The organism is Methylobacterium organophilum, from assembly GCF_022533465.1.
Classification (GTDB): Bacteria; Pseudomonadota; Alphaproteobacteria; order Rhizobiales; family Beijerinckiaceae; genus Methylobacterium; species Methylobacterium organophilum.
Genome location: NZ_CP092848.1, coordinates 1,892,177 through 1,906,963 on the forward strand (window position 1 = coordinate 1,892,177; position 14,787 = coordinate 1,906,963).

The 14,787-nt window shown below is 68.8% G+C and carries 14 protein-coding genes; 5 read left to right on the forward strand and 9 right to left on the reverse strand.

From position 1 onward, the window contains the following. The first annotated feature begins 2 nt into the window (after nt 1-2). Nucleotides 3-3,167: an efflux RND transporter permease subunit gene (locus MMB17_RS08800; RefSeq protein WP_241101742.1), complete on the forward strand. Its 3,165-nt coding sequence runs from the start codon at nt 3-5 to the stop codon at nt 3,165-3,167. 253 nt (nt 3,168-3,420) lie between these two features. On the opposite strand, the gene MMB17_RS08805 is transcribed toward MMB17_RS08800, so the two are convergent. Beyond that, nucleotides 3,421-4,104, reverse strand: a complete 684-nt coding sequence (locus MMB17_RS08805) for a GntR family transcriptional regulator (RefSeq protein ID WP_238309227.1) — start codon at nt 4,102-4,104, stop codon at nt 3,421-3,423. Nucleotides 4,105-4,481: 377 nt separating this feature from the next. Between MMB17_RS08805 and frc the strand changes: the two genes are divergently transcribed. Both frc and MMB17_RS08815 read left to right on the forward strand, forming a co-directional pair. Beyond that, nucleotides 4,482-5,759 (forward strand): formyl-CoA transferase, encoded by a 1,278-nt coding sequence (frc, locus tag MMB17_RS08810; RefSeq protein WP_241102153.1) that lies wholly within the window; start codon nt 4,482-4,484, stop codon nt 5,757-5,759. Between the two features lie 108 nt (nt 5,760-5,867). Then, on the forward strand, nt 5,868-6,056 hold the full coding sequence (locus MMB17_RS08815) for a hypothetical protein (protein WP_241101743.1): 189 nt from the start codon (nt 5,868-5,870) through the stop codon (nt 6,054-6,056). A 127-nt stretch (nt 6,057-6,183) separates the two neighbouring features. Here the strand turns inward: MMB17_RS08815 and MMB17_RS08820 are convergent, their stop codons facing one another. After that, nucleotides 6,184-6,345 (reverse strand): hypothetical protein, encoded by a 162-nt coding sequence (locus MMB17_RS08820; protein ID WP_238309225.1) that lies wholly within the window; start codon nt 6,343-6,345, stop codon nt 6,184-6,186. A gap of 336 nt (nt 6,346-6,681) precedes the next feature. Between MMB17_RS08820 and MMB17_RS08825 the strand changes: the two genes are divergently transcribed. Next, nucleotides 6,682-7,497 carry a hypothetical protein gene (locus tag MMB17_RS08825; RefSeq protein ID WP_241101744.1) on the forward strand — a complete coding sequence of 272 codons (816 nt, stop codon included), beginning with the start codon at nt 6,682-6,684 and terminating at the stop codon, nt 7,495-7,497. Between the two features lie 3 nt (nt 7,498-7,500). Here the strand turns inward: MMB17_RS08825 and MMB17_RS08830 are convergent, their stop codons facing one another. The 7 genes from MMB17_RS08830 to MMB17_RS08860 all read right to left on the reverse strand — a co-directional run bounded on the left by MMB17_RS08830 (nt 7,501) and on the right by MMB17_RS08860 (nt 14,324). Further along, complete coding sequence (locus MMB17_RS08830) at nt 7,501-7,704, reverse strand: hypothetical protein (RefSeq protein WP_241101745.1); 204 nt, start codon at nt 7,702-7,704, stop codon at nt 7,501-7,503. 118 nt (nt 7,705-7,822) lie between these two features. Then, nucleotides 7,823-8,776 carry an SMP-30/gluconolactonase/LRE family protein gene (locus MMB17_RS08835; RefSeq protein WP_241101746.1) on the reverse strand — a complete coding sequence of 318 codons (954 nt, stop codon included), beginning with the start codon at nt 8,774-8,776 and terminating at the stop codon, nt 7,823-7,825. Nucleotides 8,777-8,960: 184 nt separating this feature from the next. Beyond that, entirely contained in the window at nt 8,961-9,857 is an 897-nt protein-coding gene (locus MMB17_RS08840) for an NAD(P)/FAD-dependent oxidoreductase (protein WP_241101747.1), read from the reverse strand. A gap of 127 nt (nt 9,858-9,984) precedes the next feature. After that, nucleotides 9,985-10,323, reverse strand: coding sequence for a Grx4 family monothiol glutaredoxin (gene grxD / locus MMB17_RS08845; protein WP_238309220.1), 339 nt, complete (start codon nt 10,321-10,323; stop codon nt 9,985-9,987). An 87-nt stretch (nt 10,324-10,410) separates the two neighbouring features. Beyond that, a complete protein-coding gene (locus MMB17_RS08850; RefSeq protein ID WP_232630094.1) occupies nt 10,411-10,647 on the reverse strand; it encodes a BolA family protein in 237 nt (78 codons plus the stop codon). Nucleotides 10,648-10,671: 24 nt separating this feature from the next. Continuing rightward, nucleotides 10,672-12,897 carry a phosphoribosylformylglycinamidine synthase subunit PurL gene (gene purL / locus MMB17_RS08855; RefSeq protein ID WP_241101748.1) on the reverse strand — a complete coding sequence of 742 codons (2,226 nt, stop codon included), beginning with the start codon at nt 12,895-12,897 and terminating at the stop codon, nt 10,672-10,674. 191 nt (nt 12,898-13,088) lie between these two features. Next, nucleotides 13,089-14,324, reverse strand: coding sequence for a hydrolase (locus tag MMB17_RS08860; RefSeq protein ID WP_241102154.1), 1,236 nt, complete (start codon nt 14,322-14,324; stop codon nt 13,089-13,091). Nucleotides 14,325-14,591: 267 nt separating this feature from the next. On the opposite strand from MMB17_RS08860, the gene MMB17_RS08865 reads away from it, so the two are divergent. Continuing rightward, complete coding sequence (locus MMB17_RS08865) at nt 14,592-14,777, forward strand: putative motility protein (RefSeq protein WP_241101749.1); 186 nt, start codon at nt 14,592-14,594, stop codon at nt 14,775-14,777. The last annotated feature ends 10 nt before the right edge of the window (nt 14,778-14,787 follow it).

Genomic DNA, 14,787 nt, shown 5'->3' on the forward strand with positions numbered 1-14,787 from the left:
GCATGGCACGCTTCTTCATCGACCGGCCGGTCTTCGCCTGGGTCGTCGCCCTCTTCATCATCCTCGGGGGCGTGCTCGCGATCCCGATGCTGCCGGTGGCGCAGTATCCGGTGATCGCCCCGCCCTCGATCGCCCTGTCGACAGCCTTCCCCGGCGCCTCGGTCGAGAGCCTCTACACGGGCACGACTCGCCTCATCGAGGACGAGCTGAACGGCGCGGCCAACATCATGAGCTTCGAGTCGACCACCGACTCCTTCGGCTCGATCAACATCACCGCGACCTTCCAGCCGGGCACGGATCCGGCGCTCGCCTCCGTGGAGGTGCAGAACCGCCTGAAGCGCGTCGAGGCCCGCCTGCCCGCGGAGGTGCGCCAGAACGGCATCCTCGTGGAGGAGGCCTCGGCCGCCACCCTCAACATCATCACTTTGGTCTCGACCGACGGGAAGATGGACGAGATCGGGCTCGGCGACTTCCTGATGCGCAACGTGATCAACGAGATCCGCCGCATCCCGGGGGTGGGCCGCGCCACCCTCTACTCGACCGAGCGCTCCCTGCGCGTCTGGGTCGACCCGGACAAGCTGCGCGGCCTCTCCCTCACGCCGGGCGACGTCACCGACGCGATCCGCAACCAGAACATCCAGATCGCCTCCGGCGCGGTCGGCGCCCAGCCGAGTCCGGTCGATCACGCCGTGTTCGCGCCGATCATCGTGAAGGGACAGCTCAGCACGGTGGACGATTTCGGCGCGATCGTGCTGCGCGCCAATTCCGACGGCTCGAACGTGCGCCTGCGCGACGTCGCCCGGATCGAACTCGGCGGCGACGCCTACCAGTTCTCGACCCGGCTGAACGGCGGCGAGGCGGCGGGCATCTCGGTGACGCTCGCCCCCGACGGCAACGCCCTGGAGACCGCCAAGGCGATCCGCGCCAAGATGGAGGAATTGTCCCAGTTCTTCCCGCCGGGGCTGAAGTGGGACATCCCCTACGACATCACCCCCGCGGTGAAGGCCTCGATCGAGAAGGTGCTGCACACCCTGGTCGAGGCGGTGGTGCTGGTCTTCATCGTGATGTTCCTGTTCCTGCAGAACATCCGCTACACCCTCATCCCCACCATCGTCGTGCCGATCGCCCTGATGGGCACGGTCACGGTGATGCTGCTCGCCGGCTTCTCGGTGAACGTGCTGACCATGTTCGGCATGGTGCTCGCCATCGGCATCCTCGTCGACGACGCCATCGTCGTGGTGGAGAATGTCGAGCGCATCATGAACGAGGAGGGCCTGCCCCCGAAGGAGGCGACCCGCAAGGCCATGGGCCAGATCACCGGGGCGATCATCGGCATCACCCTGGTGCTGGTGGCCGTGTTCATCCCGATGGCCTTCTTCCCCGGCTCGGTCGGCATCATCTACCGGCAGTTCTCGATCGCGATGGTCACCTCCATCGCCTTCTCGGCCCTGCTGGCCTTGACGCTGACGCCGGCGCTCTGCGCCACCCTGCTCAAGCCCATCGCCAAGGGCCACGGCCACGCCAAGGGCGGCTTCTTCGGCTGGTTCAACCGGATCGTCGACCGCGAGACCGCCCGCTACGGCCGCGGCACCGGCTGGTTCATCAAGAAGTCGGGCCGGGTGATGGTGATCTACCTGATCCTGGTGGGCGGCACCGCCTTCGCCTTCCTGCGCTTGCCGGAGGGCTTCCTGCCGGTCGAGGACCAGGGCTTCTTCACCGTGGACATCCAGACCCCGGCGGGCGCCTCGTTCAACCGGACCCAGGCGGCGGTGCGCAAGGTCGAGGAGCATCTCCTGGCCCAGCCGGGCGTCGCCACGGTGACGATGCTCAACGGCTTCTCCTTCTCCGGCCAGGGGCCGAATCTGAGCCAGGCCTTCGTCACCCTGAAGCCCTGGTCCGAGCGGGACGCGGCCAATTCCGCCATCGCCCTCGTCAACGGCACCAATGCGGCGCTCGCCGATTACCGCGACGCGGTGGTCGACGCGCAGGAGCCGCCGCCGGTGGACAATCTCGGCAACGCGGCGGGCTTCTCCTTCCGCCTGCAGGACCGGGCCCAGAAGGGCTACTCGGCCCTCACCGCGGCGGAGGCGCAGCTCCTCGGCCTCGCCAAGCAGAGCCCCGTCCTGCAGAAGGTGAAGATCGAGGGCCTGCCGCCCACGCCTCAGGCGGAGCTGGTGATCGACCGCGAGAAGGCCGCCGCCCTCGGCGTGAAGTTCGAGGACATCAATGCCGCGATCCAGGTCAATCTCGGTTCGGTCTACACCAACGACTTCCCGAACCGCGGCAAGATGCAGCGCGTCTACGTGCAGGCCGAGCAGCTGCAGCGCATGCAGGCCGCCGACCTGATGAACTACGCGGTGAAGAACAGCCAGGGCACCATGGTGCCGATGTCCTCCTTCGCCGACCTGAAATGGAGCCTCGGGCCGAGCCAGATCGTCGGCTTCAACGGCTACCAATCGGTGCGCTTCACCGGCGAGCCGCGGGCGGGCTACACCACGGGCGATGCCATCGCCGAGATGGAACGGCTGATGACCTTCCTGCCCCGGGGCTTCGGCTACACCTGGACCGGCCAGTCCGAGCAGGAGAAGCAGGCGGGCTCCCAGGCCTCGCTGCTCCTCGCCCTCTCGGTGCTGATCGTGTTCCTGTGTCTGGCGGCCCTCTACGAGAGCTGGTCGATCCCGTTCTCGGTGCTGCTGGTGATCCCCCTCGGCGTCGTCGGGGCCCTGGCCGCGGTCTATCTGCGGGGCATGCCCAACGACGTGTATTTCAAGATCGGGCTCATCACGATCATCGGCCTCTCGGCCAAGAACGCGATCCTGATCGTGGAATTCGCCAAGGACCTCTGGAAGCCCGGCACCAGCCTCGTCCAGGCGACCATCCAGGCGGCGACCCTGCGCTTCCGCCCGATCGTGATGACCTCGCTCGCCTTCATCTTCGGCGTGGTGCCGCTCGCCATCGCCACCGGCGCCGCCTCGAAGAGCCAGCAGGCCATCGGCACGGGCGTGATGGGCGGCATGATCTCGGCCACGGTGCTCGCCGTGTTCTTCGTGCCGGTCTTCTTCGTGGTGGTGATGCGATTCTTTAGGCGGAAGGATGCCGCCGAGGGCGAAGCGGCGGAGCCGGGCTCGGCCCCCATGCCCCACGGGCATTCCGTGCCGGCGGAATAGGCCCGGCACCGCAAACGAAAAGGCCTCTCCGCTTCCGGGAAGGGGGCCTTTTCCTTGTCGCCGGGAGCGCCTGCTCGGGTGGCGGCCTTTCCTCGCCCCCTGGGCGAGGGGAATCGGGCGAAGCGCGGTGGAGTGAGTGCGCCGGGTCCGATGCCGGGCACCACGGCGCCGCCCTCTCCGTCCGCTTCGCGGCCACCTCCCCCAAAGGGGAAGGAAAAACCGCAGTTGCTGCTGCCACCGTTCGGAAACAGCCTCAGTCGAGATGGGCGCCGTACTGCTCCACATGCGCGGCGAGGCCGAGGCCGTGGTCGCGCACCAGGCGCTCGGCCCGCACGGCGTCCCGCGCCTCCAGCGCCTCGATGATCTGAATGTGCTCCTCGATCGACTTCGAGGCGCGGTCGCCCTGGCGCAGGGCCTGATTGCGGATGCCGCGCACGTGCATGAGCAGATTGCTGCACATGTCCTTGATCACCTCGCTCTGGCCTAGCGAGATGATCTTCTGGTGGAAGCGGATATTGGCCTCGGAATACTCGTCGAGATGGTCCGAGGGCCTGCCCTCGAAGAATTCCGGGAACATCCGCCGCATGCAGGCGAGATCCTCGTCGGAGGCGTGGGTGCAGGCGAGGCGCGCCGCCATGCTCTCCAGGGCCGCCCAGGCCTGGATCATCTCGACGATCTCCTTGCGCGTCTTCTTGACGACGAAGACGCCCCGGCGGGGCTCGTTGCGCACGAAGCCTTCCTGCTCCAGCACGGTGAGCGCTTCGCGGATCGGGGTGCGGCTGACGCCCAGGGTCTGGGACAGACCGCGCTCGTCCAGGCGGACGTCGCCGGCCTGTCCGTAGATGTCCATGTTGGTGATCGCGGACTTCAGTGCTTCGTAGGCAAGGGTCCGCAAGCTCGTCGCCGGCACGATCGGCTTTATTGCGAAATTTTCCATCTCACCAGGTTTTCGCGTTCCGAGCCGGATTGGTCGAGGGACCACTGCAGCGTGCAAACGACCTCGACCATGGCGACTCCCCTTGCGAAAGACAAGGCGACGGCCGGCTCTCCGGGAAGTTCTGCCCAGGTCGCGCGTGAAGGGGAAGAGCCTTCCACCCGGCAACGGACGCATGGCAGGTGCCTAAAAAATTGACGTCTGGCATCTGGTATGCCAGATTATTCGCGAAGAGTCGGCAGGGGTGACGGCCCGACTCGTGCGCGGGACGCGCTCCGTTTGAGGAGCCTTCCGGGGAGCTTCCGATGCGGCGCGAGGCCGCGGGACGGGCTCCGCACGATGCGCCGCGCGGAAAGACCGGCTCTCAGGAGGAAGCGATGATGGGCAAGGCGCTCGACGGCGTGAAGGTGCTCGACTTCACGCATGTCCAGTCCGGTCCGACCTGCACGCAGCTTCTCGCGTGGTTCGGCGCCGACGTGATCAAGATCGAACGCCCCGGAACGGGCGACGCCACGCGCCAGCAGCTGCAGGACATCCCGGGGGTGGACAGCCTCTATTTCACGATGCTGAACCACAACAAGCGCTCGATCACCATCGATGCCAAGAACCCGGCCGGCAAGGAGGTGCTCTGGCGCCTGATCCGCGAATGCGACGTGCTGGTCGAGAACTTCGCCCCCGGCGCCCTGGAGCGGATGGGCTTCTCCTGGGAGACGCTGCATGCGGAGAACCCCCGCCTGATCCTCGCCTCGGTGAAGGGCTTCGGCCCCGGCCGCTACCAGGATTGCAAGGTCTACGAGAACGTCGCGCAATGCGCGGGCGGCGCCGCCTCCACGACCGGCTGGCGGGACGGGTTGCCCATGGTGACCGGCGCCCAGATCGGCGATTCCGGCACCGGCCTGCATCTCGCCCTCGGCATCGTCACCGCCCTGTTCCACCGCACCCATTCGGGTGAGGGGCAGCGGGTCGACTGTTCCATGCAGGACGGCGTGCTCAATCTCTGCCGGGTGAAGCTGCGCGACCAGCAGCGCCTCGAGCGCGGCCCTCTGATGGAATACAGCCAGTTCGGCGAGGGCATTCCCTTCGGCGATTCCGTGCCCCGGGCCGGCAACGATTCCGGGGGCGGCCAGCCCGGCCGGATCCTCAAGTGCAAGGGCTGGGAGCAGGACCCCAACGCCTGCATCTACTTCATCACGCAGGGCGCGGTCTGGGAGCCGATCTGCGACATCATCGGCGAGCCCGGTTGGAAGACCGACCCCAGCTACGCCACCCCAAAGGCGCGCCTGCCGCATCTCAACGAGATCTTCACGCGCATCGAGGCGTGGACGATGAAGCACGACAAGTTCGAGGCGATGGAGATCCTCAACGCCTACGACATTCCGTGCGGGCCGATCCTGTCGATGAAGGAGATTGCCGAGGACGAGGCCCTGCGGGCGAGCGGTACCGTCGTCGAGGTCGAGCATCCGGCCCGGGGGCCGTATCTGACGGTCGGAAATCCGATCAAGCTGTCGGCGAACGCGGTGGCCATCACCCGCTCTCCCCTGCTCGGCGAGCATACGGAGGAGATCCTGCGGGACGTGCTCGGCTGCTCGGAGGGGGAGATTCAGCGCATCGTGGCGTCGGGCGCCACCGGCTACGTGCAGAAAGCGGCCGCAGAATAGCGCGCTATCGCGGCACATCTTGCATTATAGCGCTTATTGGTATACCAGATACCAAATCGTGAGTTAGGGCGTCTGCGGGACCCCTGGCCCCCAACGGGAGGACGCCTGATGGCCGACATAGCGCTTGCTCTGCTTGCCGAAGCGTTCGGGCAAGCCTCCGAGGAGGAGACATCCGTGGCCCTTCCGGCGGCCGACGACGAGACGCTCGGGTTTCCGGTCGGCGGGGCGACCGGATTTGCTGGGCCTGTGCGGGACACGCCTTCGGGCCCGATCCCAGCCCTCTCCGGCATCGTCTGAGCGATCCGGAACCGAACGGGACCTCTGGGGAGGCATGGCCGAGCGCCGCGCCGTCAGGCGCGGGCGCTGGGAGACGCGAATCGGATCACGCGGTGGCCGGACGGCCGCCGGGGTGATCGAGGTCGGCTTACGCGGCGTGCGCGGCGTAGCGGCCGGCCGGCTGCGCGACGCCCTTGTGGCTGTCCTGGCGGGCGGCGGCATCGGCGGTGAGCTTGTCGGCGAGCTTGACGACGAGCAGGGCCTGCACGGCGAAGAGCAGGACCAGAGAAGAAAGTACGGTACCGATCATGTGACCCCTCCAGAAGCGATGGTGCGGTGCGAACAAGAGTGAGATAGCCCTCGCATCATTGGATATGAAGTACAAAATACCAGATGCCAGCATGCGTCCCACGCATGGATCGAAGTGCTGCGCGCTGCGATGGAGGGCCTGACGCAGGGGAAACGGCGGCCGACACGGCCCAGCATGCCGCGCTGCGGGATCGGCACGAGGCCGTCGAGGGCTGGCTTCGGAGAGTCGGGGAGAAGGCTTCGGCGCAGGGAAGGGCGCGGGGCGGGAGGCCGGTAAGGGTTTGGTAAACAAACGTGCTTAACCAATGCTTTCCGAGGTTTACGGGAAGCACGAGTCATGACCGACTCCGTCGACACCGCCGGCAAGGACGACCTGAAGAAGGCCTCCGCCCCCACGCTCTCGCCCGAGGCCCTGCTGAAGCAGGCCGTCTCCGGTTCCGCGACATCCGCCGAAACCCCCGCATCGCGGATTCCGGCCTTCAAGCCCAACCCGCTGATGCTCGGCGCCCTCGCCGGCGCCCTGGCCCTCGGCGGCGTGCTCGGCCTCGTGGCCGCGCCGCAGGGCGGGAGCGACGAGGCGCTACGCCAGATGGCCGCCGGCCTCGAGGCGGGCCGCCTCGAGAGCGCGCGGCTGAACGTCGAGGTCGAGCGGCTCACCAAGGCCGTGGCCGGGCTGAAGGATCAGGGCGAGGCTGCGCGCGGGGACCGCAAGTCCGTCACGGGTGTCCTCGGCGAGCGCATCGGCAAGATGGAGCAGGTGCTCGACAAGCACATCGCGGCCTTGAGCGAGCGCCTCGAGCAGGCGGAGCGCGAGCAGGCCGCCCGCCAGGCCAGCCTGACTGCGCTGATCGAGAAGCGCCTCGCGGCCGCGCCGGTGGCGGCGTCGCCCGCCCCGGCTCCGACGGCGAAGGCCGATCCGGTCCAGACGACCGGCAGCCTGCCCGACAAGCCGAAGCCGGAGGCGATCGAGAGCTGGGCCGTGCGCGAGGTCTATGACGGGGTCGCGATGCTGGAGGATCGCAAGCGGCGGCTGGTGGAGGTCGCCCCGGGCGATTCCGTGCCGGGGATCGGCCGGGTCGAGGCGATCGAGCGGCGCGGCCGCAACTGGGTCGTCGTGACGAAGCAGGGACTCATCACGACGCAGAGCTGGTGAGGGTCAGCGCGCGGCCGGGGAGAGGGCGCCGTCGACCGCCGGCGTCGGATCCTCGGGCTGGACGGCGAAGGGATTGGCCCGCTTGAGCAGCCGCCGGCCGCGCAGCTTCGCATGGGCGCGGGTCGCGGGCGTCGGATGCAGCACATGCGCGAGCAGGGCTGCATCGTCGGAATTTAGCGTCGGATCCTTCGCATCAAAGACAGCCATGACCGGCTCCTGGGCCGCCATCCGGGTCTCGCGACCGCCGAGCGGGAAGCTCGACCGTTCGATAACGGGACTTACGGGGAAAAGTTCCGCGAAGCTTTCGCGGTTCATCACATCTTCATCATTGCATCGCGGGGGTCTCGCCGCGGTGCGAAGGCGCACGAGAACTTAACGAGTCAATAATGGGCGCCGGGGCGCCCGTGCATCCGTAGATATTGCCGGGCAGGCCGCGGATGCCGGTCTCGACCGCGTAGAGATGGCCCGCCATCGGGTCCAGGGTCGGATCGCGGCCCCTCAGGCAGGTGGTGACGTAGAGAGTCGTCAGATCCGGGCCGCCGAAGGTGCATTTGGTCACCAACGCCGTCGGCATCGGCAGCACGCGCTCGATCTCGCCGCAGGGCGCGAAGCGGGTGATGCGCGAGCCGTTGTAGTGACAGATCCAGACGAAGCCCTCCGCATCGACGGTCAGCCCGTCCGGGTGGCCCCAGCCCTTCTCGAAGCGGATGAAGGGCGCCGCCTCGCCGATCATCCCGTCGAGGATCGGGTGCCGGCGCACCAGGTCCCGGCTCGTCGCGATCGTGTAGAGGCAGGATCCGTCCGGGCTCAGGACAGGGCCGTTGGTGACGGCGTGGCGGCCGCCGAAGGTCGCGAGGCGCTGCCCGTCCCAGCGATGGAAGCTGCCCGTATCGGCCTTCTCCGCGTCGTCCATGCTGCCGAACCAGAGGACGCCGTCCGGCCCGACATGGCCGCTGTTGAGGCGGTTGCCCGGCGGATGCGGCTCCGGCCGCACGATCGGCTCCCGGCTGCCATCCGACAGGGACACGAGGGCCACGCCGGATTGGAAGCCGGCGACGACCCGGTCGGGTTCCTGCGTCGGAAGCGCGAAGCCGATTTTCTCGTCGAGGGGCAGGCGCGTGGTCTCGTCCGTCGCCGGCCAGTGGCGCCAGATCGCCGGGTTCTCGATATCGACCCAGATCAGCAGGCCGGAGCGCGCGTCCCAGATCACCTCCTCGCCGAGCGTGCAGCCGCAGGCGACGGCGACGCGGGGGCTGTGCGGGTGCAGGCGTGGGGCCATGGCTCTCGATCGCTCCGGACGGGACCGGTCCCGTTTCGGAGACAACGCCGGGCCCCGAGCCGATATCCGGCCCCGTCCTCTCGCCTCCGGCCCCGTGCTCGGGCACCCGCTCCCCCGCGCTGCGCGCGGTCCCCCTCGCCCAGGGGGCGAGGAGAGGCGCCACCGCCTCACCCCGAAACCAGCCTCAGCGGGTGTCCTCGGCGATGAGCTCCGTGTTGATCGCGAAGGCGGCCATTGCGCCCTCCGCCGCGGCGACGACGGCGAACTGCACCCGGCGGGAGGCGTCGCCGGCCACGTAGAGACCCGGCACGTTGGTCTTCTCGTAGTCCCGGGTCGGCACCACCCCGCGCTCGGTGAGTTCGCAGCCGAGCTGCGTCACCAGAGGGGAGGGGGCGCAGGTATCCGGCATCAGGAACAGGGCCGCGCAGGCGATCGCGCGCCCGTCCGCGAGCACGAGACGGCTCGGCTGGTCGCCGTCGCCTTCCAGGCGGAGGGCCGGCCCCTCGACCACGTGGATGCGGTTGCGGGCAAGGCGCGCCCGGTCCTTCTCCGACAGGGACGCCTCGCCTTCGACGCAGAGGGTCACGTCGGGGCTCCAGCAGGTCAGCTCCAGGGCGAGCCCACAGCCGCCATGCCCCTCGCCATAGGCGACGAGAGCACGGTCCCGCGCCTCGTAGCCGTCGCAATAGGGGCAGGCATGCACGCCCCGGCCCCAATAGGTGTCGAAGCCCTCGACCTGCGGCAGTTCCTGGCGCAGGCCGGTGGCGAGGATCAGGCGGCGGGCGCGCTCGCGGCGCCCATCGGCCTGGACGATCTCGAAGCCGTCCTCCACCCGCCGGGCTTCCACCACCTCCACCTGCCGCCGCCGCACGGTCTCGTAGCGGTCGAGATCGGCATGGGCCCTGGCCCGCAGGTCGAAGGGGGCCGTGCCGTCCCGGGTGAACAGGCCCCAGGTCTGGGGCGTGGCCGCGTTGCGCGGCTCGCCGGTGTCGCAGAGGAGCACGCTGCGCCGGCTGCGCCCGAGGATCAGGGCGGCATTCAGCCCGGCCGGGCCGCCGCCCACGATGATGACATCCCGCATGCGCTCCCTCCGGCGACGCTCGCTCCGAAGGGAAGTCCCTGAGGCCGCAGGCGTTTCCCGCCGTTCTGGCCAGCGCGCACGAAAAAGGGCGCCCGCGGCGCCCTTCCTCCGTCCGCTCCGGCGCCGGTCAGGCGGCGGCGGTCTTCACCGGGATGCCCTTCTCGGACAGGAACTGCTGCAGCTCGCCGGACTGGAACATCTCGCGGGCGATGTCGCAGCCGCCCACGAACTCGCCCTTCACGTAGATCTGCGGGATGGTCGGCCAGTTGGAGAAGGCCTTGATGCCCTCGCGGATCGCCATGTCGTCGAGGACGTTCACGCCCTTGAACGGCACTTCGAGGTAATTGAGGATCTGCACGACCTGGCCCGAGAAGCCGCACATCGGGAATTGCGGCGTGCCCTTCATGAACACGACCACGTCCTGGGAGGCGATCTCGTTCTGGATCGCCGTGTTGATGTCGGTCATGGGTCCCGTCCTTGCGCGGTTCTGCGAATTGATCGTCGGAGTCCGGTGGCGCGATGCCCGGGCAAACCCGTCCGCGCGCGGAATCCCTTAATCCTGGGGAACGCCCGTGGTCAGCGCAAGGGCGTGCAGCACGCCGCCCATGCGTCCCTGCAGGGCGCCGTAGACCATCTGGTGCTGGGCGACCCGCGTCTTGCCCTTGAAGGCGGAGGAGATCACGGTCGCGGCATAGTGGTCGCCGTCGCCGGCGAGATCCTTGATCTCCACCGTGGCGTCGGGCAGCGCCTCGCGGATCATCGCCTCGATCTCGCGCGCATCCATCGGCATCGGAACGGTCCTTCTCGAAGGGCTTCAGGCCGCGGCGCCCGCGGGCTGGCTCGCCATATAGGCGGGGAACCAGCCCTCGTGGGCCGCGGACAACTCGGCCACCGAGATGGTCTCGCCGCCCGGCAGGGTCAAACGGTCTGTCCCGGTGACGCCGACGATGGCCGCGTCGATGCCCTGCGCCGAGGCGCTGTAGAGCAGGTCGGTGGCGGCCTCCGCCTCGACGGCGATGAGGTAGCGGCCCTGGTCCTCGCCGAAGAGATAGGCATGGGCGGGCAGGGCGCCGGCGACCTCCGGCAGGGCCGCGCCGATCCCACCGGCCATGGCCATCTCGGCGAGCGCCACGGCAAGCCCGCCATCGGAGAGGTCGTGCACCGTGTCGACGATGCCCCCGGTGATGAGTCCGCGCACGAAGTCGCCGACCTTGCGCTCGGCGGCGAGGTCGACGGGCGGGGGCGCGCCCTCCTCGCGGCCGGCGATCTGGGCGAGATAGAGCGACTGACCGAGCCAGCCCTCGGTGCGGCCGAGCAGAACCAGCACGTCGCCCTCGCGCTTCAGGGCGATCGTGGCGTGGCGGGCCACGTCGTCGATCACGCCGACGCCGCCGATGGTCGGGGTCGGCAGGATGCCGACGCCGTTGGTCTCGTTGTAGAGGGAGACGTTGCCCGACACGACGGGGAAGTCGAGGGCGCGGCAGGCCTCGCCGATGCCCTTCAGGCAACCGACGAACTGGCCCATCACCTCCGGCTTCTCGGGATTGCCGAAATTGAGGTTGTCGGTGATGGCGAGCGGCCGTCCGCCCACCGCCGTGATGTTGCGCCAGGCCTCCGCCACGGCCTGCTTGCCGCCCTCGACCGGATCCGCCTCGCAATAGCGCGGGGTCACGTCGCAGGTGAGCGCCAGGCCCTTGGGGCCGTCCTCGACCCGCACGATCGCGGCGTCGCCGCCGGGCTTCTGCACGGTGTTGCCGAGGATGAAGTGGTCGTACTGCTCGTAGACCCAGCGCTTCGAGGCCAGTTCCGGGGAGCCGACGAGGCGCTTCAGGGCCTCGGCGTTCGGCACGTTCGCCGGAACCTCGGCCGCGCTCACCACCGGCTGGTGGGTGTTGGGCAGATGGGGCCGGTCGTAGAGCGGGGCCTCGTCGCCGAGCTCCTTGATCGGCAGGTCGGCCACCGTCTCGCCGTGCCACTTGATGACGAAGCGCAGGGTGTCGGTGGTGTGGCCGATCACCGCGAAGTCGAGGCCCCACTTCACGAAGATGGCCTCGGCCTCCTTCTCCATGCCGGGCTTGAGCACCATGAGCATGCGCTCCTGGCTCTCCGAGAGCATCATCTCGTAGGGCGTCATGCCCTCCTCGCGCACGGGCACGCATTCGAGGTTCAGCTCGACGCCGAGATCGCCCTTGGCGCCCATCTCCACGGCAGAGCAGGTTAGGCCCGCCGCGCCCATGTCCTGGATCGCGATGACGGCGCCGGAGGCCATCAGCTCCAGGCAGGCCTCGAGCAGGAGCTTCTCGGCGAAGGGATCGCCGACCTGCACGGTCGGGCGCTTCGACTCGCTCTCCTCGTCGAACTCCGCCGAGGCCATGGTGGCGCCGTGGATGCCGTCGCGGCCGGTCTTGGAGCCGAGATAGACGATCGGATTCCCGAGGCCGGTGGCCGCCGCGTAGAAGATGCCGTCGGTCTTCGCCAGGCCGACCGCCATGGCGTTGACGAGGATGTTGCCGTCGTAGCGGCGGTGGAAGCCGACCTGGCCGCCCACCGTGGGCACGCCGAAGGAATTGCCGTAGCCGCCGATGCCGGCGACCACGCCGGAGACGAGGTGGCGGGTGCGGGGGTGGTCCGGCGCGCCGAAGCGCAGCGCGTTCAGGGCCGCGATCGGCCGGGCGCCCATGGTGAAGACGTCGCGCAGGATGCCGCCGACGCCGGTCGCCGCGCCCTGGTAGGGCTCGATGAAGCTCGGGTGGTTGTGGCTCTCCATCTTGAAGACGCAGGCATGGCCGTCGCCGATATCGATGACGCCCGCGTTCTCGCCCGGCCCCTGGATCACCCAGGGCGCGCTCGTGGGCAGGCCGCGCAGATGCTTGCGCGAGGATTTGTAGGAGCAGTGCTCGTTCCACATCGCCGAGACGATGCCGAGCTCGGTCAGCGTCGGGTCCCGGCCGATCAGCCCGCGGAAGCGTTCGTATTCCTCGGGCGTGAGGCCGTGCTGACGGACGAGTTCGGGAGTGATCGGAACGTCGTTTCGGAACATGCCAAGACCTTGAAGCCTCACCTGACGCCGTCCGGCGTCAGGCGTCCACGACACGCTGCGGCCGTCCGACAGGAGACGGCAACCGCGGGCGGGATGTTACCCTGCGAATCCAGGATCTGCATTCATGTGCGTGGATGCGGCTCTAGAGCGTCAGGGCCGAGCCTGCAAACACTCTCTTGTGCGCGATCCGCTCATACCCCCGCGATGGCGGCCTCCGGATCCTGCGCTGCCCCCTGCTGCCCCGCCTTGCGGCGCGCCGCCACATAGGCGTGGACGGGCTCCGGGGCGGCCGTGAAGGCGATGTAGTCGAAGGTGTCCGGGCGGCAACTCGACATCAGCAGCTGGAAATGCATGCGGAACAGGTTCCAGCGCCGCCGGGCCACGATCCGGGGCTCGATCAGGTCCTCGATCCGCACGTGCTGCGCCACGAGCCGCCCCGGGGCGGCCGCCGGGAGCCCGCTCGCCTGGAGGGGATCGCGCAGGTGGATCGAGAGCCAGTCCCATTTGGCTCTGAGGTCGAGCCAAGCGATCGCCGAGGCGGCTCCGAAGCGCTGGAGCGCGGCCCGCATCTCCACTGCCCGGGGGTCGAGGGTGATCCAGGGAATCACGCTGCCGATCGTGACGAGGGTCACGGGCGTGCTGCGGCGGCCGAAATCGGGGTCGGTGGACAGGAGCCGGTCCAATGCTTCGATCGCGAGGAAGCTCGACGAGGAATGGCCGATCACCACGATCTCGTCCGCCTGGCCTTCCGCGGCGCGGATTTTCTCGGCCCAGGCGCCGAGCCGGCCGCGCATGCGGGTCTCGGCCCCGCTCGCGTGGTCGTGGGTGAAGGCCGTGTCGTCGACGAGGTGGGCGATGTAGAGCGGCTTGCCCTTGGTGACGCGGGTGATGAGCCCGAGGATTCCGTAGGCTACGAGCGGGATAAGGAGAGCGGTCAGTGCGGCCGGCCCGCCGCTGAGGGGCGTGCCCGTCACCAGCAGCGTCGCCGCCACAACGGCCAGCAGCACGAAGGCGGCATAGATCTGATGCACGCCGTAGATGACTCGGGCGAAGCGGCGCGCCTCCTTGCGGAAGGCTTTCGTGTAGCCGCTGCGCCGGAGACGCCACCAGAGCGCTGGGATCGCCCAAAGGCGCATCAGGTTGGAGCGGGGGAAGCGGCTGCGGACGATCTCTTCCCAGCGCAGAAGCGTATAGCGCGTCTCGGCGTGCCGTGCCCCGGCTTCGCAGCGGATCGTCCAGTCGAGGCTGAGGCCATCGGAGCTCCGCACCGGCTCGCCGACCGTGATTCCGAGGCCACGCCGACCGGCCGTGAAGCGGGCTTCGCGGCGATAGAGGCCCCAATAGGTCTCGGGATCGCGCGGGTCGAAGCCGGGCAGGTAGAAGACCTGACGGCGAAAGGGGGCGCTCGAAGCGGGACTCTCGGAAATGACTCGGCGGCTCCTCGGGCGAAGGCGTGAGGGAGCCGCGTGCCTACACGATGCGGATCGCCAGGGGCGAGTGCGAAAGAGTCACGCGCGCGACCGTAAGGGCACGCTTGGACGATCGCCCATGGGCAGGGCTTGGCTCTCACGCAAGCCAGACACGAACGCCGAGGTCTTGCTGCATCGTTTTCCGAAGGCGAGAACCATCATTCTGATCAATCCTTCGGTGTCGCGGTAACTGCGCCTTCACGGGGATGGCCCTAGGCTGCAGGCATGACCTCCATCGCCTCGCAAGCCACGCAGATGCTGGCCGCCTCGTTCTCGCAGAACGTCGGCACGGCCGTGGCACGCCAGCAGATCGATGCGGAGCGCGCCGTCGCCGGTCTCGTGGCGAGTACGGCGAATGCGTCGCCCGCCCCGCCACCGGGACAGGGCAAGCTCGTCGACGTGAAGGTGTGAACCGGTCGCC